The sequence below is a fragment of the Pseudomonas sp. G3-19 genome, from assembly GCF_054855875.1.
Genome location: NZ_JBMPIQ010000003.1, coordinates 2,376,214 through 2,400,221, shown reverse-complemented (window position 1 = coordinate 2,400,221; position 24,008 = coordinate 2,376,214). Strand labels below are relative to the sequence as shown.

The 24,008-nt window shown below is 50.3% G+C and carries 21 protein-coding genes; all 21 read left to right on the top strand.

What is annotated here, in order from left to right; genetic code table 11:
* Window positions 1-3 precede the first annotated feature (3 nt).
* The 21 genes from ACOYXI_RS11030 to ACOYXI_RS10930 all read left to right on the top strand — a co-directional run bounded on the left by ACOYXI_RS11030 (window position 4) and on the right by ACOYXI_RS10930 (window position 24,007).
* Window positions 4-2,211 (top strand): bifunctional prephenate dehydrogenase/3-phosphoshikimate 1-carboxyvinyltransferase, encoded by a 2,208-nt coding sequence (locus ACOYXI_RS11030; RefSeq protein ID WP_461674841.1) that lies wholly within the window; start codon window positions 4-6, stop codon window positions 2,209-2,211.
* Window positions 2,208-2,897 (top strand): (d)CMP kinase, encoded by a 690-nt coding sequence (cmk, locus tag ACOYXI_RS11025; protein ID WP_015093983.1) that lies wholly within the window; start codon window positions 2,208-2,210, stop codon window positions 2,895-2,897. The genes ACOYXI_RS11030 and cmk overlap by 4 nt, the downstream gene beginning before the upstream one ends.
* A 119-nt stretch (window positions 2,898-3,016) precedes the next feature.
* The gene (gene rpsA / locus ACOYXI_RS11020; protein ID WP_027612422.1) at window positions 3,017-4,702 is read left to right on the top strand and encodes a 30S ribosomal protein S1; all 1,686 of its coding nucleotides are present in this window, start codon (window positions 3,017-3,019) and stop codon (window positions 4,700-4,702) included.
* A gap of 216 nt (window positions 4,703-4,918) precedes the next feature.
* Window positions 4,919-5,197, top strand: a complete 279-nt coding sequence (locus tag ACOYXI_RS11015; protein ID WP_027612423.1) for a hypothetical protein — start codon at window positions 4,919-4,921, stop codon at window positions 5,195-5,197.
* 152 nt (window positions 5,198-5,349) lie between these two features.
* The gene (ihfB, locus tag ACOYXI_RS11010; RefSeq protein WP_003189779.1) at window positions 5,350-5,646 is read left to right on the top strand and encodes an integration host factor subunit beta; all 297 of its coding nucleotides are present in this window, start codon (window positions 5,350-5,352) and stop codon (window positions 5,644-5,646) included.
* 30 nt (window positions 5,647-5,676) lie between these two features.
* The gene (locus tag ACOYXI_RS11005; RefSeq protein ID WP_461674840.1) at window positions 5,677-5,916 is read left to right on the top strand and encodes a lipopolysaccharide assembly protein LapA domain-containing protein; all 240 of its coding nucleotides are present in this window, start codon (window positions 5,677-5,679) and stop codon (window positions 5,914-5,916) included.
* A 280-nt stretch (window positions 5,917-6,196) separates the two neighbouring features.
* Complete coding sequence (locus tag ACOYXI_RS11000; RefSeq protein ID WP_103368354.1) at window positions 6,197-7,117, top strand: glycosyltransferase; 921 nt, start codon at window positions 6,197-6,199, stop codon at window positions 7,115-7,117.
* 422 nt (window positions 7,118-7,539) lie between these two features.
* Window positions 7,540-8,520: a glycosyltransferase family 2 protein gene (locus tag ACOYXI_RS10995; protein WP_461674839.1), complete on the top strand. Its 981-nt coding sequence runs from the start codon at window positions 7,540-7,542 to the stop codon at window positions 8,518-8,520.
* Between the two features lie 4 nt (window positions 8,521-8,524).
* Window positions 8,525-9,583: a dTDP-glucose 4,6-dehydratase gene (gene rfbB / locus ACOYXI_RS10990; protein WP_103368353.1), complete on the top strand. Its 1,059-nt coding sequence runs from the start codon at window positions 8,525-8,527 to the stop codon at window positions 9,581-9,583.
* On the top strand, window positions 9,580-10,479 hold the full coding sequence (gene rfbD / locus ACOYXI_RS10985) for a dTDP-4-dehydrorhamnose reductase (protein WP_134787043.1): 900 nt from the start codon (window positions 9,580-9,582) through the stop codon (window positions 10,477-10,479). Before rfbB ends, rfbD begins: the two co-directional genes overlap by 4 nt.
* Window positions 10,480-10,481: 2 nt before the next feature.
* Complete coding sequence (rfbA, locus tag ACOYXI_RS10980; protein ID WP_461674838.1) at window positions 10,482-11,363, top strand: glucose-1-phosphate thymidylyltransferase RfbA; 882 nt, start codon at window positions 10,482-10,484, stop codon at window positions 11,361-11,363.
* Window positions 11,364-11,465: 102 nt separating this feature from the next.
* Window positions 11,466-12,593: a DegT/DnrJ/EryC1/StrS family aminotransferase gene (locus ACOYXI_RS10975; RefSeq protein WP_134787041.1), complete on the top strand. Its 1,128-nt coding sequence runs from the start codon at window positions 11,466-11,468 to the stop codon at window positions 12,591-12,593.
* Complete coding sequence (locus ACOYXI_RS10970; RefSeq protein WP_134787040.1) at window positions 12,590-13,084, top strand: GNAT family N-acetyltransferase; 495 nt, start codon at window positions 12,590-12,592, stop codon at window positions 13,082-13,084. The genes ACOYXI_RS10975 and ACOYXI_RS10970 overlap by 4 nt, the downstream gene beginning before the upstream one ends.
* Window positions 13,085-13,882 (top strand): ABC transporter permease, encoded by a 798-nt coding sequence (locus ACOYXI_RS10965; RefSeq protein WP_134787039.1) that lies wholly within the window; start codon window positions 13,085-13,087, stop codon window positions 13,880-13,882.
* Window positions 13,879-14,628 carry an ABC transporter ATP-binding protein gene (locus tag ACOYXI_RS10960; protein ID WP_167734166.1) on the top strand — a complete coding sequence of 250 codons (750 nt, stop codon included), beginning with the start codon at window positions 13,879-13,881 and terminating at the stop codon, window positions 14,626-14,628. The genes ACOYXI_RS10965 and ACOYXI_RS10960 overlap by 4 nt, the downstream gene beginning before the upstream one ends.
* A gap of 10 nt (window positions 14,629-14,638) precedes the next feature.
* On the top strand, window positions 14,639-17,215 hold the full coding sequence (locus ACOYXI_RS10955; protein ID WP_134787038.1) for a glycosyltransferase family 2 protein: 2,577 nt from the start codon (window positions 14,639-14,641) through the stop codon (window positions 17,213-17,215).
* A gap of 9 nt (window positions 17,216-17,224) precedes the next feature.
* On the top strand, window positions 17,225-18,469 hold the full coding sequence (locus ACOYXI_RS10950; protein WP_134787037.1) for a class I SAM-dependent methyltransferase: 1,245 nt from the start codon (window positions 17,225-17,227) through the stop codon (window positions 18,467-18,469).
* Entirely contained in the window at window positions 18,462-19,658 is a 1,197-nt protein-coding gene (locus ACOYXI_RS10945) for a glycosyltransferase (protein WP_167734164.1), read from the top strand. The genes ACOYXI_RS10950 and ACOYXI_RS10945 overlap by 8 nt, the downstream gene beginning before the upstream one ends.
* Window positions 19,659-19,866: 208 nt before the next feature.
* Window positions 19,867-20,880, top strand: a complete 1,014-nt coding sequence (locus tag ACOYXI_RS10940) for a UDP-glucose 4-epimerase family protein (protein WP_134787612.1) — start codon at window positions 19,867-19,869, stop codon at window positions 20,878-20,880.
* Window positions 20,877-21,905 carry an MraY family glycosyltransferase gene (locus ACOYXI_RS10935; RefSeq protein WP_461674837.1) on the top strand — a complete coding sequence of 343 codons (1,029 nt, stop codon included), beginning with the start codon at window positions 20,877-20,879 and terminating at the stop codon, window positions 21,903-21,905. The genes ACOYXI_RS10940 and ACOYXI_RS10935 overlap by 4 nt, the downstream gene beginning before the upstream one ends.
* A gap of 107 nt (window positions 21,906-22,012) precedes the next feature.
* Window positions 22,013-24,007, top strand: coding sequence for a polysaccharide biosynthesis protein (locus ACOYXI_RS10930; RefSeq protein ID WP_134787035.1), 1,995 nt, complete (start codon window positions 22,013-22,015; stop codon window positions 24,005-24,007).
* Window position 24,008 lies beyond the last annotated feature (1 nt).

The following is a 24,008-nucleotide window of genomic DNA, read 5'->3' as shown; positions in this document are numbered from 1 at the left end:
CCTATGATCGGTCGCCTTGTGGTGGTCGGTCTGGGATTGATCGGTGGTTCGTTTGCCAAAGGTTTGCGTGAAAGCGGTATCTGCCGTGAGGTGGTCGGGGTCGATCTCGACCCGCAATCGCGCAAGCTGGCGGTCGAGTTGGGCGTGGTGGATCGTTGCGAGGATGACCTGATCGCTGCGTGTCAGGGCGCCGACGTGATTCAACTGGCAGTGCCGATTCTGGCCATGGAGAAAGTCCTGGCTCGTCTGGCGAGCGTTGATCTGGGGCAGGCGATTCTGACCGATGTCGGCAGCGCCAAGGGCAATGTGGTGCGCGCGGCGACCGAGGCGTTCGGCGGTATGCCAGCGCGCTTCGTGCCGGGCCATCCAATTGCCGGCTCCGAGCAGAGCGGGGTGGAAGCTTCCAACTCTGAGCTGTTCCGTCGGCACAAGGTGATTCTGACGCCGCTCGAGCAGACCGACCCGGCCGCACTGGCGGTGGTCGATCGCTTGTGGCGCGAACTGGGTGCCGACGTCGAGCACATGCAGGTCGAGCGCCACGATGAAGTGCTGGCTGCGACCAGTCATCTGCCGCACCTGTTGGCCTTCGGTCTGGTCGACTCGTTGGCCAAACGCAATGAAAACCTTGAGATCTTCCGTTACGCTGCGGGCGGTTTCCGCGATTTCACAAGAATCGCCGGAAGCGACCCGGTGATGTGGCACGACATCTTCCTCGCCAACCGCGAGGCTGTCCTGCGCACACTCGATACATTTCGCAGCGACCTCGACGCCTTGCGCGACGCGGTCGATGCAGGGGATGGGCACCAATTGTTGGGCGTCTTCACGCGCGCCCGGGTTGCCCGCGAGCATTTCAGTAAAATCCTGGCCCGCAGGGCCTATGTGGACGCTATGAATTCCAACGATCTGATTTTCCTGGCTCAACCTGGTGGCCGCCTGTCCGGTCGGATTCGCGTACCAGGTGACAAATCGATTTCCCACCGCTCGATCATGCTCGGCTCGCTGGCCGAAGGCGTGACCGAGGTTGAGGGTTTCCTCGAGGGCGAAGATGCCCTGGCGACCTTGCAGGCATTTCGCGACATGGGCGTGGTCATCGAAGGCCCGCACCACGGTCGTGTGACCATTCACGGCGTCGGCCTGCACGGTCTGAAGCCTGCGCCGGGTCCGATCTATCTGGGTAACTCCGGCACCTCGATGCGTCTGTTGTCCGGCCTGCTGGCCGCGCAGAGCTTCGACAGCACCCTGACCGGCGATGCGTCGCTGTCCAAGCGTCCGATGAATCGTGTGGCCAATCCGCTGCGTGAAATGGGCGCTGTGATCGAAACCGCTGCCGAAGGTCGACCGCCGATGACCATTCGTGGCGGGCACAAACTCAAGGGTCTGACCTACACCATGCCGATGGCCAGTGCTCAGGTGAAGTCCTGCCTGCTGCTGGCGGGTCTGTACGCCGAAGGCAAGACCACCGTGACCGAGCCGGCGCCGACCCGTGACCATACCGAGCGCATGCTGCGCGGTTTTGGCTACCCGGTAAGCGTCGATGGCGCCACCGCGTCGGTCGAGTCCGGCGGCAAGCTGACGGCGACCCATATCGAAGTGCCGGGCGACATCTCGTCGTCGGCGTTCTTCCTGGTGGCGGCGTCGATCGCAGAAGGTTCCGAGCTGGTGCTGGAGCACGTTGGCATCAACCCGACCCGTACCGGCGTCATCGACATTCTGCGTCTGATGGGCGCGGACATCACTCTGGAAAACCAGCGTGAAGTTGGCGGCGAGCCAGTGGCTGACCTGCGCGTGCGCGCTGCTAAACTCAAGGGTATCGAGATTCCGGAAGCGTTGGTGCCACTGGCCATCGACGAATTCCCGGTGCTGTTCGTGGCGGCGGCCTGTGCCGAAGGTCGTACCGTGCTGACCGGTGCCGAAGAGCTGCGGGTCAAGGAATCGGATCGCATTCAAGTCATGGCGGACGGCTTGCTGGCGCTGGGCGTCAAATGCCAGCCGACTCCGGACGGCATCATCATTGATGGCGGCCAGATCGGTGGCGGCGAAGTGCATGGTCACGGTGATCACCGTATCGCCATGGCTTTCAGCGTCGCTTCGCTGCGCGCCACTGCACCGATCCGCATCCATGATTGCGCCAACGTCGCGACGTCGTTCCCGAACTTCCTCGCGCTGTGCGCGCAGGTCGGCATTCGCGTGGTTCAAGAGGCTCAGTCGTGAAAAACATTGCACCGGTCATCACCATCGATGGGCCAAGCGGTTCGGGCAAAGGCACGGTCGCCGGGATTCTGGCCAAGCGTCTGGGCTGGAACCTGCTGGATTCCGGTGCGCTGTATCGCCTGCTGGCGTTCGCTGCGCACAATCATGGTGTCGACCTGACCAATGAAGAGCTGCTGAAGAAACTGGCCGCTCATCTGGATGTGCAGTTCATCGCGGCGACCGACGGTCAGCTGCAGCGCATCATTCTGGAAGGCGATGAAGTCAGCGATGTCATCCGTACTGAAAGCGTCGGCTCCGGCGCTTCTCAGGTGGCCGCATTGCCGGCGGTACGCGAGGCGCTGCTGCAGCGCCAGCGTGCTTTCCAGGAAGCGCCGGGCCTGGTGGCCGACGGTCGCGACATGGGCACAGTGGTTTTTCCGGATGCGCCGCTGAAGATTTTCCTCACTGCCAGTGCCGAGGAACGGGCTCGCCGCCGATATTTGCAGTTGAAGGGCAAAGTCGAGGGTGTTAGTCTGTCGAGTCTGCTAGATGAGATCCGTGCACGCGACGAGCGTGATACCCAGCGCGCAGTAGCCCCGCTCAAGCCGGCGGCTGATGCGATACAGCTGGATTCCACGGAGTTGTCCATCGATCAGGTGCTTGAACGCATCATGAGCGAGATCGCCATTCGCGATATCGCCGGGTGACCAAGAAGGCCGCAGGGGACCAGTCATAGTCCTGCAGCGCTTCTTTTAAATGAAACTAACCCACACCGTCTGGGGTGTGGAGATGGGCGTATTCTTCGCCCTCATCTACAGGAATTAAAATGAGCGAAAGCTTTGCGGAACTCTTTGAAGAAAGCCTAAAGACCCTGAACCTTCAGGCAGGCTCCATCATCACCGGTGTTATCGTTGATATCGATTACCAGGCTCGCTGGGTAACCGTTCACGCTGGCCTGAAGTCTGAAGCACTCATCCCGCTGGAACAGTTCTACAACGACGCTGGCGACCTGACTATCAATGTCGGTGACGAAGTTCACGTTGCTCTGGACTCGGTTGAAGACGGTTTCGGTGAAACCAAGCTGTCCCGTGAAAAAGCCAAGCGCGCTGAATGCTGGATCGTTCTGGAAGCAGCCTTCGCAGCTGAGGAAGTGGTCAAGGGCGTTATCAACGGTAAGGTTAAAGGCGGCTTCACTGTCGACGTTAACGGCATCCGTGCGTTCCTGCCAGGTTCCCTGGTTGACGTCCGTCCAGTGCGCGACACCACGCACCTGGAAGGCAAAGAGCTGGAATTCAAGGTCATCAAGCTGGACCAGAAGCGCAACAACGTTGTCGTTTCCCGTCGCAGCGTCCTGGAAGCCGAGAACTCCGCCGAGCGTGAAGCTCTGCTGGAATCCCTGCAGGAAGGCCAGCAAGTCAAAGGTATCGTCAAAAACCTCACCGATTACGGCGCATTCGTCGATCTGGGTGGCGTGGACGGCCTGCTGCACATCACCGACATGGCGTGGAAGCGTATCAAGCATCCTTCCGAAATCGTCAACGTTGGTGACGAAATCGACGTCAAGGTTCTGAAATACGATCGCGAACGCAACCGTGTTTCCCTGGGCCTGAAGCAACTGGGCGAAGATCCATGGGTTGCTATCAAAGCCCGTTACCCAGAAGGCACTCGCGTTACCGCTCGTGTAACCAACCTGACCGACTACGGCTGCTTCGCTGAGCTGGAAGAAGGCGTTGAAGGTCTGGTACACGTTTCGGAAATGGACTGGACCAACAAGAACATCCACCCTTCGAAAGTCGTACAAGTCGGCGACGAAGTGGAAGTCATGGTTCTGGACATCGACGAAGAGCGTCGTCGTATCTCCCTGGGCATCAAGCAGTGCAAGTCGAACCCATGGGAAGACTTCTCTGGCCAGTTCAACAAGGGCGACAAGATCTCCGGCACCATCAAGTCGATCACCGATTTCGGTATCTTCATTGGTCTGGACGGCGGCATCGACGGTCTGGTTCACCTGTCCGACATCTCCTGGAACGAAGTGGGCGAAGAAGCCGTACGTCGTTTCAAGAAGGGCGACGAGCTGGACACCGTCATCCTGTCGGTTGACCCAGAGCGCGAGCGCATCTCCCTGGGCATCAAGCAACTGGAAAGCGATCCGTTCTCCGAGTACGTCTCGGTTAACGACAAGGGCGCTATCGTGACCGGTACCGTGAAAGAAGTTGACGCCAAAGGCGCCATCATCGTTCTGGCCGACGACATCGAAGCAACCCTGAAAGCCTCTGAAATCAGCCGTGACCGCGTTGAAGACGCGCGCAACGTTCTGAAAGAAGGCCAGGAAGTTGAAGCCAAGATCATCAGCGTTGACCGCAAGAGCCGCGTAATCCAGCTCTCGATCAAGTCGAAAGACGATGCTGAAGAGAAAGAAGCCATCCAGAGCCTGAAAGCAGCTCCGGAAGGTGAAGCAGCTGACACCACTATGGCGGCACTGCTGCGTCAAGCAATGGCCAAACAGAACTAAGTTCTGCTTGATCATGAAAAAGGGCGACTTCGGTCGCCCTTTTTTGTGCCTGCGATTTGGTGGCGGTGCGCGCCGCGGTTTGCGTGTATCGAGGCTACGGTGAAACCAATCACTTCAGCGGGTTGTCTGTTTCTTTAATCGGATCAATCGCCTATTCGCGACTAAGCTGGGTATTAGTCGTGCAGTAGTCGGGCGTTGCCTGGCATAAGGAAGTGGATGAACAGATTTATTGTCTTGATTGCGGTGTTGGTACTGGCTGGCTGCACCACAAGTGCCAAAACGCATGCTGTGCGTGGCGTCAGCGGTATCGAGATCGACTGCTCTGGTCTGGGTTCGGGGTGGGAGAAATGCCAAAAGCGCGCAGCGAAGGAGTGCAAGGGCGCGGGTTACAGGGTAATCACCCGATCTGATCAGGCCAAGGATGAAGATGAATATCCGTTTGGCTTCAATCCCGCAGGCTACGTCACTCGAACCATGCTGGTCATGTGCCGTTGAGTGTGTGCTGCTTCGGCTTGTGCTTTTGTGCACTGAAAACAGGCGTTTCGGCGCCAAGGAAGATATGTCAATCCCTGGGCTGTTCAAAATCTTCCGGGCGTGCTAAAACCTTTCAAGCGCTGATCTAGCTGCTTGAAAAAGAAGGGAAAAATATGACGAAGTCGGAGTTGATCGAACGAATTGTCACCCATCAAGGGCTACTCTCATCCAAGGATGTGGAGCTGGCCATCAAGACCATGCTTGAACAAATGTCCCAATGTCTGGCCACTGGTGATCGCATCGAGATCCGTGGGTTTGGCAGCTTCTCCCTGCACTATCGTGCGCCGCGCGTCGGTCGCAATCCAAAGACTGGTCAGTCGGTTAGTCTCGACGGCAAATTCGTTCCGCATTTCAAGCCGGGCAAGGAGCTGCGTGACCGGGTGAATGAGGAAGAGGAGGAAGGCGTTTGATCCGCGCTACTAATTATCAAGGGGGCGTAGGTGCGTAATCTCAAACGTATATTTTTTGGTGTTTTCGTTCTTTTGTCGGTGCTGGTGATCCTGGCTTTCGTGCTGGAAAATCAGCAGTCAGTGTCGTTGTTGTTTCTCGGATGGTCTGTGCCTCAGCTGCCCATCTCCCTCGTTGTGATCGCGGCATTGCTGATTGGAATGCTTGTGGGGCCGATGCTCGCCTGGTTTCTGGGGCGTTTTGCTAAGCGTGCGCGCAAGCGTTTTGTTTAAGTTGTGACAATGCACCTAGGGCTGGCTAGGCTTAAGGTGTGAATGGTTGCTTAACGGTTGAAGCGCTCCTCCGGGTTGATTTTTAGTGGTCTTGATCTCCCGCTGCGATGACTCCGTTTTCGATCAGCTGCAAGTCAGCGTTTTACGTTCTTCTATGCTAGCGGTATTGAAGCTCGCTGGTGTGTATACGCTATGCGCATTTAAATCTTCGGAAAGTTTCAGTGCGGGCTTGTTGTCTGAGGTTTTCAGTTTTCAAGTTTAACGTTACAAGTGGGATGGCATGTCAGGGAAAATACCAAAAGTTGCGGTCTTGTTGGCCGCTTACAATGGCATGCAGTGGATTGAAGAGCAAATTGCTTCGATTTTTGCTCAGTCCGGGGTGGATGTTAGCGTATATATTAGTATCGATCCTTCCACTGATGGCACGGAAGCTTGGTGTGCGGCGCTGGCAACGAGAGTGTCGAATGTCATTGTACTGCCCGATGCCGGAAAGTTTGGTGGTGCGTCGCGCAACTTTTTTCGACTGATTCGTGATGTTGAATTCGACGGGTTTGATTTTGTTGCTTTTGCTGATCAGGATGATATCTGGTGCGTTGATAAGTTGCAGCGCGCTGTGGTCGGCCTCGGGCGGCAGGAGGTTGATGCATATTCCAGTAATGTCACTGCTTTCTGGTTAGATGGTAAGACGCGTTTGTTGGATAAAGCTCAGTCTCAAGTTAAATGGGATTATCTGTTTGAGGCGGCTGGTCCGGGCTGTACTTATGTCTTTAGCAGCAGGTTGTCGCAGTCCATTAAATCTTCGGTGCTTGCGAATTGGGAAGCTTTACAGGGCGTGAGTCTGCATGATTGGTTTTTCTACGCATACGCACGGAGTCATGGATATCGTTGGTATATCGATCCAGTGCCTTCTATGCTGTATCGGCAGCACGATCGTAATCAAGTAGGTGCCAATACGGGGCTTCGGTCTTTAATTTCTCGATACAAAACTATTCATGATGGTTGGTGGTTCAGTCAGGTGCAACTCATTGCTCGACTAACGGGGCAGGAGTTTGATCCTTTTGTAGCGAGTTGGCTCCCATTGCATGGTTTGCAAATGCTCAGGCTATCGTTCAGTGCGTGGAGTTGCCGGCGTCGGATGCGCGATAAAGTATTATTCTTTTTTGTTTGCTGGCTAAAAATGCTGGTAAAAAATAAAGGCTGAAAGTCTAAAAAATTATTATGAGTTCAGTGATCGCCTCCCGGGTGATCCGTGGTGGTTTCATCATGCGGTGTACAAGGCGCAGATGATGCATACCTCCGCATTCTTGCGGCCTGTCCATTTCGCCATCCCTTAAAGCTGTCAGATTCTCAGGTCGGGAGGCAGGATTTTTTTTGTCAGCATGGCGTGCGGGGTGGGGCGATACGGCTCGTTTCGGTCAGACTGCATTCGTTTTCGCAAGCACTGCAGAGTGAGGGCGAGGCAAGCGCTGATGGTGGTGGCTGTCGTCGCTTTTTTAAGTGTGCGTTGCATCAATTGATGTAGAATGTAGCATTGCTTGCTAAGAACAAAAGCAAATACTGATTGGCTTTTTTATAAGTGATGGCGCTCTTTGCGGGGCGACGGTTCGTGCAAAGAGGGATTTTGTGACGGTTTCCAGCCAGAGTTTTGGTACAGATAATGCCGCCCAGGTAGCTGGCGAGCGTCTTGCGGACGTCGCAATTCTTATGTGTACATACAACGGCGCATCATTTCTCGCTGAGCAACTCGACTCGCTCGAGCGTCAGACGTATCGCAATTGGAAACTATATGTTTCCGACGATGGTTCTCAGGACGCGACACTGGCAATCCTGAAAGCATTTCAAGTCAAGGTGGGCGCAGAGCGCGTCCACATTGCGACAGGCCCCAAAAGAGGGTTTGTAGCCAATTTCCTGTCTCTCGCCTGCCGAGCGGATATCGATGCGGACTTCTTTGCCTGGTCTGATCAAGACGACATCTGGAAGGATTTCAAACTCCAGAAGGCACTTGATTGGCTGCAGGGTATCCCCGGTGATGTCCCTGCGTTGTACTGTGGTCGCACAGAGCTGATCGGTGAAACAGGTGATTCGTTTGGGTATTCGCCCCGGTTTAGCCTTCCACCACGTTTCTCGAACGCTCTCGTTCAAAGCATTGGTGGCGGTAACACCATGGTATTCAATAGGGCGGCCCAAAAGCTTTTGCTTGAGGCAGGCTATGACGTGGATATTCCATGTCACGATTGGTGGGCTTATTTGCTTGTTTCCGGGGCGGGGGGCGAGGTTCATTACGATCCTGAACCGGCGTTGTTGTATCGCCAGCACGACGAAAACCTGATTGGTGGAAACTCCGGTTGGTCTGCGCGTCTCAAGCGCATACCGCTGATTTACCAGGGCCGGTTCAGCAAGTGGAATGATCAGATCATCAAAGCGCTCGAAGCAATGCATCATCGTCTGAGCCCTGAGCACCAGGTGACGTTGGATCGCTTCAAAAAAGCACGCAAGCAGAAACTCTTCTCAAGAATCCTAGGATTCCAGCGGGCTGGTATCTACCGGCAGACACTGCTTGGAAACCTGGGGCTTATTCTCGTAGTTCGACTGAAAAAGATCTAAATTTATGACCATCTTAGTCACCGGCGGGGCCGGTTTTATCGGGGCGAACTTTGTACTGGACTGGCTGGCGCAGTCGGATGAACAGGTGATCAACCTGGACAAGCTGACTTATGCGGGCAACCTGGAAAGCCTGGCCAGTCTGGACAAAGATGTGCGCCACGTATTTGTGCAGGGCGATATCGGTGATGGTGAGCTGATAGCTCGCCTGTTGAACGAGCATAAGCCACGTGCGATCTTGAATTTCGCTGCTGAATCGCACGTCGACCGCTCTATTCATGGTCCGGAAGATTTCATCGAAACAAACATCGTCGGCACCTTCCGCCTTCTGGAAGCAGTGCGCGCCTATTGGGGCGGGCTCGAGTCAGGCGCCAAAGAAGCGTTCCGCTTCTTGCACGTTTCCACTGATGAGGTCTATGGCTCGCTGGCTAAAGATGATCCGGCGTTCACCGAAACTCATCAGTACGAGCCGAATAGTCCCTACTCTGCAAGTAAGGCTGCCAGTGACCACTTGGTACGCGCCTACCATCACACCTATGGTTTGCCCGTACTGACCACCAACTGCTCGAATAACTACGGGCCTTATCATTTCCCGGAAAAACTCATCCCGTTGATGATCGTCAACGCGCTTGCCGGTAAATCATTGCCTGTTTATGGCGACGGTCAACAAATTCGTGATTGGCTCTATGTCAAAGACCATTGCAGCGCTATTCGTCGTGTATTGGAAGCTGGGGTGGTTGGCGAAACCTACAACGTTGGCGGATGGAACGAGAAGCCAAACCTCGAGATCGTACACACTGTTTGCAGTTTGCTGGACGAGTTGCGCCCACGTGCCGATGGCCAGCCATATAACCAGCAGATCGCGTATGTGACAGACCGTCCAGGCCACGATCGCCGCTACGCAATTGACGCTCGGAAGCTTGAGCGTGAATTGGGCTGGAAGCCGGCGGAGACTTTCGAAACGGGTATTCGAAAGACTGTCGAATGGTACCTCGACAACCAGGTGTGGGTAGGTAACGTCACGAGCGGTGCTTATCGAGAGTGGGTAAGCAGGCAGTACGTATGAGAAAAATTGTGCTGCTTGGGAGTAATGGACAAGTAGGTTGGGAGTTGCAACGCTCTCTGTCCCCACTTGGAAACGTAGTGCCTTGTGATCGCAGCAAAGTTGACTTGACTGATCTAGAAGCCTTGTCAACTTATCTGGAGCATGAGCGCCCTGATGTTATCGTCAACGCAGCGGCCTACAATGCGGTCGACTTGGCTGAGTCTTTCGAAGATGAAGCCCAGAAAATCAATTTTGATTTAGTTAAAGTGTTAGCGGAGTATGCTTCGCTTAATAACGTTTGGCTGGTTCATTATTCAACGGATTATGTCTTTGATGGTGTGGCGGTGCTTCCGTATTCTGAGGAGGATGTTCCTAATCCTCTGAGTGTCTATGGAAGATCAAAGGCCAATGGTGAGTGTGCAGTTATTGCAAGTGGGTGTAATTATCTGCTGTTGAGGACGAGTTGGATTCACTCTTCGCGGGGAAGTAATTTTGCAAAAACAATACTGCGTCTAGCGGAGACCAGAGACAGTTTCTCAGTGGTGGATGATCAAACTGGCGCGCCAACAAGTGCCTCGCTCGTTGCTGATGTCACTGCACTTTGTCTTTACCGAATTGTAAATGGTACAAACTCTGAAGATCTGAGTGGAGTTTATCACTTGGTGGCGTCGGGATTTGCAAGTTGGTATGAATATGCTTGTTATTTAGTGTCTGAAGCAATTGGATTGGGCATTAAGTTGAGTTGTTCTGAACTCGATATCCGTGCGGTTAGCAGTTCTGAGTATCCTACTAAAGCAATTAGACCCAAAAATTCGCGACTCGATAATAGTAAAATTCAAGATGTGTTCAATATAAGTATTCCGGACTGGAAGATTTGTGTGAAAAGAACGCTTTCTGATATAGCTAGGCAGGGATGATTATGTATCGTAAAGGTATAATTCTAGCGGGTGGCTCTGGTACGCGTTTGCATCCAGCAACCCTCGCAATTTCAAAGCAGCTCCTTCCGGTTTTCGATAAGCCGATGATTTATTACCCCCTCAGCACATTAATGCTGGCGGGGATCAGAGATATATTGATTATTTCCACGCCACAGGATACGCCTCGTTTCGAGCAGCTTCTTGGTGACGGCGCAAAGTGGGGTATCAATTTAAGCTACGCTGTCCAGCCCTCTCCGGACGGGCTGGCACAAGCTTTCATTATCGGCGAGGAGTTTCTCGACGGTAGTGCATGTGCGTTGGTGCTTGGCGATAATATTTATCATGGGCATGATTTCCAGGAACTTCTGGCAAATGCAATGCAGCGTGATAGTGGAGCCAGTGTATTTGCATATCATGTAAACGACCCTGAGCGCTACGGCGTTGTTGAGTTTGATAAGTCAGGCAAGGCTATCAGCCTGGAAGAAAAGCCATCAGTGCCCAAATCCAGCTACGCTGTGACTGGTCTGTATTTCTATGATGCCGATGTTGTAGAAATCGCTAAAAGCATCAAGCCTTCTGAGCGTGGCGAACTGGAAATCACGGATGTGAACCGCGTCTATCTAGAGCGCAACAGCCTCTCGGTAGAAATCATGGGAAAGGGCTATGCCTGGTTGGATACGGGAACTCATGAGTCTCTTCTTGAGGCGAGTCATTTCATTGCAACGTTGGAAAACCGACAAGGCCTCAAAGTCGCTTGCCCTGAAGAACTGGCATGGCGCAAGGGGTGGATTTCGGACGAGCAATTACTCGCGTTGGCGGCTCCATTGATCAAAAACGGATATGGAAAGTATCTTAAGCGTCTCTTGGAACACGAGAGTCACTGATTTGCAAACAGCAGAACAGACCAGATTTCGGCCCGTTCTGTGAAAAATATACCTGAACCAAAACTTAAAATCGCACAGCACTTGTAATTCGAGGCTAAATACATGTCAATTCAACTGTTTGTACCTAACTTTCGTGTCGACGAATGCCTTGAAGGTATTCGTGAATGTCTTGAGAAAGGCTGGACTGGATTAGGTTTTAAAACTGTTGAGATGGAAGAAGCATGGAAGTCCTACACCGGACTGCCGCACGCACATTTTCTTTCGTCGAATACTGTGGGTCTTGAATTGGCTTTCAGACTGTTCAAGACAAAGAACGGCTGGGACGATGATGCAGAGGTCATTACTACTCCTCTTACTTTCGTATCCACTAACCACGCGATTCTCTGCGCAGGTCTGAAGCCTGTATTTGCGGATGTTGATGACTCGCTGTGTCTGGATCCTGCAAGCGTCGAGCAGCGCATTACTGACAAGACCAAAGCACTGATCTTTGTAGGTATTGGCGGCAATGTCGGTCAGTACCAGAAAATTGTTGAAATTTGCAAGGCGCGCAACATCGCGTTGATTCTCGATGCTGCCCACATGTCCGGCACCCGTATTAATGGACGTCACGTATGTCCGGAAGCGGACGTTGTGGTGTTCAGCTTCCAGGCTGTAAAAAATCTGGCAACCGCTGACTCCGGCATGATCTGCTTCAAAAACGCGGAAGATGACGAGCGTGTTCGCAAGATGAGCTGGCTGGGCATCAACAAGGATACTTATGCACGTACTGCCGCTCAGGGCGCGTATAAGTGGATGTATGATGTTGAAGAAGTAGGCTTCAAGTACCACGGCAACTCGATCATGGCAGTAATGGGTCTGGTGGCATTGAAGTATTTGGATCGTGATAACGCCTACCGCCGCCAAATCGCTAACTGGTACCGCGAAAACCTAGCTGGTAACGACAAGGTACGGTTTATCGACATTAATCCAGAATGTGAATCGTCGACTCACCTGGTGCAAATTCGTGTCAAAAACCGTGAAGAGCTGATGCTCGCACTCAATGAACATCAAGTGTACCCAGGCGTGCATTACCGTGATAACACGGAATACCGCATGTACGCGCATGGTAATGGCTCTTGCCCTAAAGCAGCGCTGGCCTCTCAGGAAATCATTTCGTTGCCGGTGCATATGGGTCTAAGCAAAGCCGATGTTGACACCGTATCTCAACTGGTAGCCAAGTACGCAAAATGAAACCTACCCTCTACTCAACATCTGATGAAGTCGTCGGGATCCGTCTACTAGAAGTAGCTGATTTACCAGCCACTCTGGCCTGGAGAAACAGGGACGAAAACCGCCGATGGTTTATTAACTCGAACATCATTGAATGGGACAGCCACGTAAAGTGGTTCGAATCCTATCAAAAAAAGTCTGACGATTTTGTGTTTGTTATCGAGGCAGATGGTGAGTTGGTAGGGCAATGTGCTGTCTATGGCGTGGATTTGGAACGAAAGCGAGCCGAAGTGGGCCGCTTTCTAGCTGCGCCGGACAATGCAGGTAAAGGCTATATCAAGCGAGGCTGCCAACTGTTGATTGAAACATGTTGGCAGCAGCTTTCGCTTGAAAATGTATTTCTAGAAGTTCTGGATGAAAATGTCAGGGCTATAAAGTTATACGAAAAGCTGGGCTTCAACGAAGTTTCCCGTAAGGGTGAATTAATAGTGCTTGAGCTAAATAGGCTTTAGATGATCAGTCAGAATAGTTTTATATCCGGTGCAATAAAATCGCTTCTTGAGTGGCGTGTATGGCTATACATGGGACTTCAGGATATTAAGGCTCGTTTTCGCAGATCGGCGATCGGCCCACTTTGGATTCTGATAAACCTGGCAATGATGGTTCTAGGTGCTGGTGTAGTTTATGGCGTTTTGCTAAAGCAACCCATGGAGGAATTTCTTCCTTACCTCACGTGCGGCCTGATTATTTGGGGGTTTTTAGTTGCCTCGTTTGTTGAAGGTGGCTATGCGTTTGTGGGGTCTGAAGGCTATATAAAGCAGTTCTCGTTTCCAAAACAAATTTATCTGCTCCGTGTGTTGGTCGCGCTGTTCGCGGTTATGTTGGTTGGTGTTGTCGCGCTGGCGGGTACGTTATTAGTCTTTGAACGCTTCAAGCCCATAGGCTGGTTATATGCGTTGCCGGGTCTCGGAATTCTTTTGGCCGCAGGCCTGGGGCACATTACTCTCAGTGCGTATTTGTCTGCTCGTTTTAGGGATCTGCCTCATGCTTTAACAGGGATTTTTCAGGTGTTATTTTTTGTTACGCCGATTATGTTTCCTGTGACGATGCTTAAAGATCGTGGTTTGGATTTTGTTTATAAATATAATCCGCTGTATTATTTAGTGGATGTTATTAGATTTCCAATTTTAGAAGGTACATTTGCAGTCAAGCAAGACTATATTTTTTGTGCCGCTTACTTGTCGCTCCTGTGGGTCGTCTGCATTTTGCTTGCATCTAAAATGGATAAAAAAGTGGTTTACATGTTATGAGCGATATTTCAATAGATTTGCGAGATGCAAGTGTGGTGTTCACTGGTCGGACAGATTTCCTCGGACGAATGAAAAATGCAGTATTGCGTCGTCCAGGAACGGCTAATACTCAAGAATATACAATTAACGCTCTTTCAAATGTGAATCTTTCAGTAGCGCGAGGGGAGCGTGTAGGCCTGATTGGCTTGAATGGTGCGGGTAAAAGCACCTTGTTGAAGGTAATGGCTAGAATTTATCCAACTACCAGCGGCACTGCTCAAACACTTGGTCATGTATGCCCAATGTTTGAGTTCGCTACAGGCTTTGAGATGAATCAGTCTGGTTGGGATAATATAAAAATCCGGGCGCTCTTATTAGGTCTGAAACCCAAAGAAATTAAAGCCAAAATGCAAGAAATTGCGGAGTTTTCAGAATTGGGTGAGTTTTTAAATTACCCAGTTCGTACCTATTCTGCAGGTATGTTTATACGTTTGGCGTTTTCTGTGTCGACTGCTATTAACCCCGAAGTCCTTTTGCTTGATGAAGTTATGGGTGCTGGTGACATAAACTTTGCTCACAAAGCCCAAGAGCGCATGAAGAAATTTATGACTCAAGGTAAAATTCTTGTTTTTTCGAGTCACTCGCCTGATTTGGTAAGTGATTTTTGTGAGCGAACAATCTGGCTGGAAAAAGGAAAAATACGCATGGATGGTGAAACTCAAAAAGTGCTAAAAGCTTATTCAGAAAATTATTCGGCAACTGTCTAAGGTTTCGAACATGAAAGTCAAAGATCTCATTCGCGAAACTCAGTGGTTGCCTGGTAGTTCTTATGTTGACGGTCCGCTTCCAATTGTCTCCGTTTTTCTTCCCACCTTTCGGCGCGCGAAGAGTGGTAAGTTTCGTAAGGCGATAGAGTCAGTATTAAGTCAAACGCTGACTGAGCTTGAGTTGATCATCGTTGATGATGCCAGTACAGACGGTAGTGCTGACATTATTGCGGAGTTCATGGAAAAAGATGGGCGTGTGAGCTGTCTTCGCCATGTAGTAAACATTGGTCTTCCTGCAATTTCTGAGTATGAGGCGTATTCAAAGTCTCGCGGTCGCTACATCGCATTTGCGTTTGATGATGACGAATTCTTTCCTGATGCACTGGAAGAGCTTTACAAACATGCTCAAATGACGCCAGACCAAGTAGTCTATGGGTCTGTCGGTATGAGAATAAGGGAGTTGGGCTCTGGTACTGAGCAGTTTGTGCACTTGGGTGAAAGTATTTCATCGCACAATATAAATAGCTGGAATTGCATCTCAAATAACGCAGTCTTAGTACCACGTTTCATCCTTGATGATATAGGTCTATACGATCCGCACATACTTATGACGCGCCTTTGTGATTGGGATCTGTGGAGAAGGATTTCCAGAAAGTACATTTTGCGTTATGTAGATGTTTGCGTTGGCGAAGTTGGTGGCCCTGCAACTGACGATAGTTTAGGAAAAACGTACGCGCTGGATACTTGGGCCTCGGAAGAGCAAATGAGGCAAGAGCGTGATTGGTCTCTCCGACCAGAGAACTTTGAGGAGTATGATATCTTCGCGTTGCCGGATTCAGCGGCGCATTGTACAGCTATCGCCGTGAGAGAAATGGCAGTTGCGCACGGACGAACGAGAGAAAATTTTGATATCAGTAGCTCTTTGTCCGGCTCAGATGATAATCGAAAGGTATTGGTTCTTACAGGCAATCACGATGCATGCACTAGTATATACTTCGACTTTTTGCCTGATGAATGGAAAAGCCGTGTAAGAGTTATTCGATACCCAGGTGGTTGGCCGATTTCCGAAATTGCACATGCTAGCTGTATTGTATTTGTCCGGCAACTGGATCCGTTCTTCGAATGGATTGCTGCTGCACAGAAGATGCAAATTCCTTGCTATTATTTCACCGACGATAATCTCACTCTGCTTCAAGAAAATAAGGAGATGAATTTTTTTGAGGACTTAAGCAAGAAGACGTTGCGTAATAAACTGAAAGATTTTTCAGGAGTCTTGACCAGCACTCTTGAACTGCAAGAATACTTTAGAGAGCATCTTATTCATTCGAATGTAGATTTTTTTCCGCCTACATTCTGTGATCTGAAAATCACTACCAGCAAGGTTGTTCCGGTACGTGACCGGTTGGTTATCGCTTTCGCGGGAGGCAGTCATCGGCTGTCCGCTCTCCGTGATGTCATGTTGCCCGCTTTTCTCAAGTACACAGAGTCGGGTAAAACTATTCAGCTAATTGTTGGTGGAGCAGGCTCGGATTTTTCGGACGAATTCAAAAAGCATGATTTTCTTGAATTGGTAACGCTACCCTTTGAGCTGAACTGGGAAACTGCGCTACTGCAGATCTCGCGATATAGTCCAGATATTCTTATTCATGCTCCGAGCGAGTCGGCCAATAATAAGTATAAAACAACAAATGTCGCATTGTCTGCAGATGTATTAGATGCCGTACTTGTTGTTCCAGATTACATGCCTTATTCCGACTTTAAAGAACTGAATAACGCTTATGTAGTCTCATCGCCGTTTAGCGCTCGCTCATGGCTTGAAGTTCTTGAAGGTTTGGATTTTTCCAAGTTTTCAGAAATGAAGAAAAATAACAAAAAATATTGTAATGAACACTTCTCTGGAGTTTTAAGTTGCAGAGTTCTGGCGTCCATTTCTAAGCCTACTACGTTTAATGGTTTTACCACCGTAGAAGGTAGGTTGAAATTAATGTCTAAGAGCCATGGCAGCCATATATCTATTGCGGGTGGTGATGTAATAAAAGATCCACAAAAATTGCTTGAGAGTCTTGAGGAGTTAGCTCGGCTACGGCAGGCGGCTTCTAGATCTAAGCGTCTAGGGTTTTTGTCTCGTAAGCACGATTTGTGGGACAACTTGATGCCACAATTCGCAAAGTTGAAGGAGTTTTCTCAACAAGCTAAGAGCGGAAGCTCGGAGATTAAGCTGGAGCTATCCAAGTCGCTGCACGATGTTCCATATGTTGAGTACTCAATTAATTTTCCTGCGGCAATAAAGTCCGTTTTAATAGCTTTTGCCACTGATGGGCTTCAGGATGGTTTAGTTGGTATTGAACTTGTTGGGGCAACCGGATCCATTGTTTTCAATGGAGTTGCATCGTTAAGCGGAGTGGATCTGTCTTTGCCTGTTGAATTCGTGGTCGATCAGGCGGCAGTTTCTTCGTCGGCTGATTATCGATTGCGAGTTTTTGCGCGTACGTCTCACCCTGTATATATGTTTGAACTGGTTAAATATCGTTATGCAGGCTTGAAGCGTTTCCCTGTGTATCCGTTCGTGGAAATATCGACTGTATAGGTATTGCCGATGAAATTAGATATAGGCTGTGGGCCAAAATGCCTTCCGGGATTTATCGGTGTCGATAGGTTTCCACTACCAGGTGTCCAAGTGATAGCGGATCTTGATAAACCGCTCCCATTTGAAGACGACTCTGTAGAGCTAGTGCATGCAGCGCACAGCTTGGAACACGTCTCAGATCTAATGTTTACAATGAGGGAGCTTTATCGTGTATGTAAACATAAAGCTCAGATCTGTATTGTCGCTCCCTATTATGAGCAGAAGCTTAACGTAGCTAATCCTTATCATCTTCAGGTATTCAACGAGCACACGCCAAGATTTTGGTCCAGCTGTTCTTGGGCACCCATTGATAAAAAGGAGTATTTCCATCCCCATGCAGTCACGTGGGGTTTGTCGCAGTCTGATAATTCGGATCCGGGTTTAGAAATACGACTGCTGCGGATGGAGTTTTTCTATTTTCCACGATTCAATCAGATGGAACCATCTTGTCAGCGAGAGTTGCGACAGCACTTAACTGATGTTTGCCATCAGGTTGTTTATCATCTTGTTGTTTGGAAGGATGATGATGAGAATGACTACGTTGAGCTAACAGAAAATCTGGAATCTTACCCATTTTTGGACACTCCTGCGCTGCAGGAGTCTAGGGCTGATGCAGAAGAGTATGAAGTAGAGAGTTTTTCTACCTTGTCTTTTGCTGAGGAGCGTCTAAGCGAGAGGTTGAAAGAGCAACATCATTATGTTGTTGAGTGTGAAAAAAAGCTTTTTAGAAATGAGAGGCTGATTAACTTACTTACCGCTGGGCCAGATCTGCCCGAATCTGATTCGAAGCTTTTTGATGAGTATTTTTCCAAAAAATACAACACCCGGGAACCAAGGGGCTATCGGCTTGGTAAAGAAATACCGGGTACTGGATATGTTGAGTATCCAATAAGAGGGAGCGGCGAGTTTAATTCGATTTCTGTTTGTATTTACTTGGCTGCAGATACCACAGATGCTCTGTTGGGCTTGGAACTGGTCGATAAAGGCAACAATATTGTATTCAGCTCAACTGAAAGTCTGTCCGAAATAAATATTATAGGAGTTGTACACTTTTCTATCGGAGAACCGCTTAGACAAGAAAATTTGGCCTATATGCGTTTTTTCGGTCGAAACTTGAATATCTGCGCCAAGGTTGTAGAGTGTTCGGTTGCATCTCGTTGGCCTTTACGCCCCAGCAAACTGGTTCCATACGCATGTTTTTCAAATGATGAGTGATGTTGATTCAAGTATTGAAGTTCTACTGATTGTCGAAGCGGATATCGCGACAACGCAGTTGACTGAACAGTTGTTGTCTGAGTGTTCTTGCCTCGGTATTAGATACAAGAAAGTATATCTTACTGATCTCGATCAGCATGTTTTTTCAGAGTCTGCGTTACCTCTGTTTGTGAGAACGGCCGATCCAGTTGCTATATCATGGATGCAATCTTTAAAGCGTAGCAATATTCCGTATTTCTACTATATTGATGATAATTTCTGGCTGATAGACGGTGATACTGCTTTGGCGAAGTATTACCAGCATCCGATTATCCGTCGTTCGCTTAAATATGCTGTTGAAAAGGCCAGTGCCGTCATTACCAATTCGGTTGCTCTAAGAGAGTTCATCCTTCCGAAAAACCGCAATACGGTGCTCCTGCCGGCTTTTTTTGACTTCTCGTTACTGCCAACTGGCGACGTCAAAACTGTCTCTGAGTACCGTATCGGTTTCGCGGGGAGTGCCTCGCGTGAGGCTGATCTGGAAGTGCTCAAGGACGTCATTCCTTATTTTCTCGCGCAAAGAGACGATGTCGTCTTTGAGTTTGTCGGCTGTCTTCCCAAGTGGTTGGAGCAGGGTCCCAAGGTGCGTTTTTTTGGGCATATGAATAGCTATGCTGACTATATAGCCTTTCAGGTGCAGCGCGGTTGGAAGATTGGTTTGGCGCCTTTGGATAACAAGACATCCAATAGGTATAAGACGAATAATAAGTATCGCGAATATTCGGCGTTCCGTTGTGCTGGGATTTATACAGATTCCGAAAGCTATGTGGATTCTGTTGTAGATGGTAGAACTGGTTTGCTCATCAAGAATAATACTGCGGCATGCTGGATTGCCGCAATCGAGCGCTACCTGGATGATGAAAAGTTCAGGATTTCCATTGCTGAACGGGCGCACATTGATGTCTACCAAAGATTTGATATCGTTGCTGTTGCTGCTCAGTGGGCCGAACTTTTCCAGCAGGGTGCGCGCGAGTTGAATAATAATAAAACGCGTCCAGTTCGTAGTTCGTTTTGGAGCGGTATTTCCAGAAAACTGGCGCATTATTGGTTGTTGGTTGAGATCTCCATGTACGAGGGTGGTTGGAGACTTACCTTTTCTAGAGCGTTTAGAAAATTATTGCGTCATTTTAGTCAACGAGAGAAACGCTAATCCGAAAGGTAAATAACGGCCTCTTTAACTGGGGAAGCTAGCAAGGCATGTAGTCAGTGCATATTTGTTCCTGCGCTGGATACGTGCCTTGGCACGTTCCCAGGCAACGAAGTGAAATAAATCCTCGCATTCTGCTCGCCGGTGAAGGCGATTCTGCTTGAATGATTCCCTGAGAGGACCGTGGAGCAATGTCTCCCGCCGGTTTTTCATGATAAATTGCAGCCTTGCTTTCTACAGTCTGAATCGGTTTAACATGCCAAAAAAAATACTTGTCACCGGTGCGACAGGATTTCTTGGGAGGTCCTTGGTTCGGCATTTTTGCAATTTTCCGGAGATATCTATTGTTGCTCCACTACGTAATGTAGGTGCGAGGCTATCCGAAAGAGTTGTAGTTACACATTTGTCGGATATCAATGAAGAAACAGACTGGCACGAATCACTTGTGGGTGTAGATGTTGTTGTACACGCAGCAGCGCGAGTGCATGTCATGCAAGAGGAATCGGCGCAAGCCATTGCGAAGTTTCGGGCGGTAAATGTAAGAGGAACGCTTTGCCTTGCACACCAGGCCGTTCAGGCCGGGGTTAAAAGATTTATCTATATTAGTTCCATCAAGGTTAATGGTGAAAGCACTCCGGTAGGTCACCCGTTCACCGCAAGCGATACGCCGCACCCTTCGGACGCTTATGGGATCTCCAAGTACGAAGCAGAGCAACAACTCATGCAGCTTGCCCAGACAGGCGCGATAGAGGTTGTCATTATTCGACCTGTACTTATTTATGGTCCTGGGGTTCGAGCGAATTTCCAGCAAATGATGCACTGGCTGGTGAAAGGGATTCCCCTGCCATTCGGGGCAATTAGTAATTCAAGAAGCCTTGTTTACGTAGACAATGTCGTCGATCTGGTTACGACTTGTATCGATCATCCTGGTGCCGCGAACCAGGTGTTTTTGGTCAGTGATGGCGAAGACGTTTCCACGACGCAGTTAATGAGCCGTCTCCTGATTTCGCTCGGCGTGAAGACATGGCTCATCCCTATTCCTGTCGCAGTGCTGAAGCTCCTTGCCATCTCCGTCGGACGAGGTGCTGTCGCACAGCGTCTTTTCGGATCGTTGCAAGTCGATATCAAGAAAAATCGTGAGTTGCTTGGCTGGCGGCCACCGTTCAGTCTTAACGATGGTTTGAAAGCAACAGCGGAGCATTTTTTGGAGTCTCGAAAAAGATGAGTTACGCGTGGGTCATACCTGTGGTTTTCGGTATTTCTTTTGTCATGACTGCAGTATTGCGTCGTTATGCAATATCCCGAAGTCTGATGGATGTTCCAAATGCGCGCAGTTCACATGTCGTTGCGACGCCTCGTGGCGGCGGCGTTGCAATTGTCCTGGCTTTTTTCGTATCCCTGGGTTTACTGCTTTTTACAGGCTTGATTTCTGTCGAGCTGTTTTTCGCTCTCGCAGGTGGTGGCGGCGCGGTTGCCCTGATCGGGTTCATGGACGACCACGGACATATCGCTGCACGCTGGCGGTTATTGGGTCATTTCGGTTCAGCTTTCTGGGTGCTGGGATGGATCGGGAGCTTGCCGCCAATCGCGGTGTTCGGTGTTTCCATCGATTTAGGCTGGGCAGGTTATTTAATGGCAGCTTTCTACCTGGTTTGGCTGCTCAACCTCTACAATTTCATGGACGGCATTGATGGTATCGCCAGTGTAGAAGCGATTTGTGCTTGTCTGGGGGCCAGTCTGCTTTACTGGTTATCGGGTATGGAGAGCCTGATTTGGGCACCGTTGTTGCTGGCTGCTTGCGTTGCCGGGTTTTTCTACTGGAATTTTCCTCCAGCGAGGATATTCATGGGCGATGCTGGCAGCGGATTTCTCGGTATGGTTTTGGGAGCCTTGTCTCTACAGGCTGCATGGATAAGTGCACCAATGCTCTGGGCTTGGTTGATTCTGCTTGGAGTCTTCATTGTCGACGCGACCTTTACGTTGTTGCGCCGCATGTTTCGAGGGGAAAAGGTCTACGAGGCTCACCGAAGCCATGCTTACCAGTTTGCGTCGCGTCGATTTGGCAGGCACTTGCCGGTAACAGCGGCGGTCGGTTTGATCAATCTGTTCTGGCTGTTGCCCATAGCGTTGTGCTTCACATGCCTGGATCTGGACGGTGCCTGGGGAGTAGTTCTGGCTTACACACCGCTGATCGTATTGGCGATAAAGTTTCGTGCTGGAGATCTGGAGACTCCGGCAGTCAAGAACTAAGCAGCAATCATTGGGTCATTTAGGTTTAGAGTGATCACCGAGCGCGCCGCAAGCTGCCACCATGGTGCGTGCCGCTGAGCAGAGTGATCAAGGTAATTGAAGGGTTTATGGATAAAATCAGAGAGTACCTGGTAAGCCTGCCTCGGCGCCGTAAGAGGTTGATTCAGGTCACCACAGACATGGTGCTTGTCTGGGCCGCCCTGTGGCTGGCCTTTATCGTCCGCCTCGGCCTGGACGATATGTATAACCCCTTCAAGGTGCATTTCTGGCTTTTCGTGTGCGCACCTATCATCGCAATTCCCTTGTTTATTCGTTTTGGCATGTATCGTGCGGTCATGCGCTATTTCGGCAACGATGCGCTCATTGCGATTATAAAAGCGGTCAGCCTGTCTGCGCTGATTTTGGCGCTTGTGGTTTATTGGTACAGCAATCACGAGGCTGTCGTTCCACGCTCGATTGTCTTCAACTATTGGTGGCTGAGTCTCGTCATTCTTGGCGGATTACGGCTTTGTATGCGGCAGTATTTCATGGGCGACTGGTTCGCCGGCGCTCAACACGTGCCATTTACAAACCGCGATGACGGCCTGGTCAAAGTTGCGATCTACGGTGCCGGTGTTGCTGGCAATCAGCTGGTGGCGGCCCTGCGCATGGGGCGAGCCATGCGCCCAGTGGCATTTATCGATGACGATCCAAGTATCTCGGATCGGGTGATAGCAGGCCTGCAGGTTTACAAACCAAAACACATTCAACAAATGATCGATGAAACCGGGGCTCAGGAAATTCTTCTGGCTCTGCCGTCATCAACCCGTGCACGCCGCCGGGAAATTCTCACACTTCTGGAGAGCTTTCCTCTCCACATCAGGAGCGTGCCCAACTTCACTGATCTGGCCAGCGGCCGTGTGAAAGTTGAAGATATTCAAGAGGTGGACATCGCTGATCTGCTTGGGCGCGATTCCGTACCTGCGCAAGCGGATTTGCTTGAACGTTGTATCAAAGGCAAAACGGTCTTGGTCACTGGCGCGGGTGGCTCGATTGGGGCGGAACTGTGCAGGCAGATTTTCGCACTCGGTCCGACCACTCTACTGTTGTTTGATCACAGTGAATTCAATCTCTATAGCATTCTTTCGGAGCTGGAGCAGAGAAGGTGTCGAGAGTCGGTAGCGGTCAGATTGTTGCCAATTCTCGGCTCCATTCGTCATCCACATAAGTTGTTGGATGTCATGAAAACCTGGAACGTTGAAACGGTCTACCATGCCGCTGCTTACAAGCATGTGCCCATGGTCGAGCACAATATTGCCGAAGGGGTGTTGAATAACGTCATTGGTACTCTCAATACTGCTCAGGCTGCGCTGCAGTCGGGTGTGGCAAACTTTGTGTTGATCTCAACTGACAAGGCGGTTCGCCCCACTAATGTGATGGGCAGTACCAAACGCCTTGCAGAGCTTACGCTGCAAGCTTTGAGTCGGGAAATTGCGCCGGTGCTATTCGGCGACAAGTCCAATGTCTCCCGAGTCAACAAGACTCGCTTTACAATGGTGCGTTTCGGTAATGTCCTGGGTTCTTCCGGTTCAGTGATTCCCCTGTTTCACAGCCAGATCAAATCCGGCGGGCCGTTAACCGTTACTCATCCCAAAATCACCCGTTATTTCATGACCATTCCTGAAGCTGCACAGCTGGTGATTCAGGCTGGCTCCATGGGGCAGGGCGGCGATGTATTTGTGCTCGACATGGGAGAACCGGTAAAGATTGTCGAATTGGCCGAGAAGATGATTCATCTGTCCGGTTTGAGCGTACGTTCGGAAAAAAATCTGCAGGGCGATATATCCATCGAGTTCACCGGATTGCGCCCCGGTGAGAAGCTTTATGAAGAGCTGCTGATTGGCGATAACGTATTGGCGACTGAGCATCCGATGATCATGAGCGCAAAGGAAGATCATCTCTCCTGGGAGTCACTCAAGCTGCGTTTGACGGAATTGATGACTGCCGTTGAGCAGGACGACTATTCCCGCGTCCGCCAACTCCTGCGCGAAACTGTCAGCGGCTACACCCCCGACGGCGAAATCGTCGACTGGATCTACCAGCAGCGCCGCCTCGAACCCTGAT